Below are 1,078 nucleotides of genomic sequence, written 5' to 3' on the forward strand. Positions count from 1 at the left end.
CGGACTGCTCGAATGCCTACGCGGCGGCTCGGACGACAGGCGCCCAGAGCACTGGACCTGAGATCTGCCCCGCCTGACGGATCCGTTCCAACGCATCCGTCGATACTTCCAGGTAACCGGCAACAGCCGACGTGTTGCCGAGTGCCCGAGATCTCCCAATCCGGCAAAGAGGCCAGCCGGCGCGCCGAAGAATGCGCTCCATGCGGGCATCGGTGACGGTGACGATATTACAGAGTTCAAGGGAGAGGCCGAATTCGATCATCGCTGCAAAAAGCTGGTAAGTCGCAGCAGCAAGTCCGCCACCTGCCTTCGGCGCGTCGGGGGGAATGTCCAGCGCAAAACGGCTGCTCTCCCAGATCTTCTCGCTCCGCGGCACCGGTTGGCCGTCCAGAAGAACCGGGAAAGTGTCTCTCAGCATCGTAGGGCCGGTCGAGGGGAGAAGACGGACACAACCCTGAAGCCGGCCTTCGCTCGACCGGAGCAGCAAATGAACCGGCCGGGCGACATCGAACGCGTCGACCTCCATGTCCCCTCTCACTTGGACTTCCCAATCGAGACGCTGCTTGAACACTCGATAGCGCAGACGGTGCATCTCGGCGAGCTCCTCAACAAACTCGCCGTAATATTCTGGCTTGATCAGGAGCATCATTGCCGACTCCGTGCTTGCTTCGCGAAACAAAACACAACCCGGCGTAACCTTGACCTGTGCAGGTGCACAGTTGCGCGACCATTGTGGGTCGAGTACAATTGTGATTTTTTTCTTCTTCGCGTCCATTGAGGGCAGGCAATTCCCAGCAACAACGATCTACGTTCAAACCGTTTCCAGGCGGAATGTGGGCGATAGCCGCGAGGGCGAAATGGTCCGCCGTCACGACCCAGCATTTTCACGGACGGCCGGACCGCGCTCACGAATACGCGTCAGCTTCACTCACACCTATGATGCAGTTGGCGAGCGAATCCTACCCTCGACATTTTGTAACGAAGCTGGCTTCGGTCACCTACGCCGCGACTTTGACAACGCCTTGCCGGCCAGCATGATCATGGATCATCAAGGGAACGGAGAGGCGCGTTATCATCC

The 1,078-nt window shown here is 59.0% G+C and carries 2 protein-coding genes; one reads left to right on the plus strand and one right to left on the minus strand.

The window, feature by feature from the left end; genetic code table 11:
- Positions 1 to 16: 16 nt before the first annotated feature.
- A complete protein-coding gene (locus IVB36_RS11765; protein ID WP_247391515.1) occupies positions 17 to 649 on the minus strand; it encodes an acyl-homoserine-lactone synthase in 633 nt (210 codons plus the stop codon).
- 100 nt (positions 650 to 749) lie between these two features.
- Between IVB36_RS11765 and IVB36_RS11770 the strand changes: the two genes are divergently transcribed.
- Positions 750 to 1,078, plus strand: a 329-nt coding sequence (locus IVB36_RS11770; RefSeq protein ID WP_247391513.1) for a hypothetical protein, incomplete at its 3' end; no start/stop codon positions are given.

This window comes from Bradyrhizobium sp. 35, from assembly GCF_023073215.1.
Lineage (GTDB): Bacteria > Pseudomonadota > Alphaproteobacteria > Rhizobiales > Xanthobacteraceae > Bradyrhizobium > Bradyrhizobium canariense_D.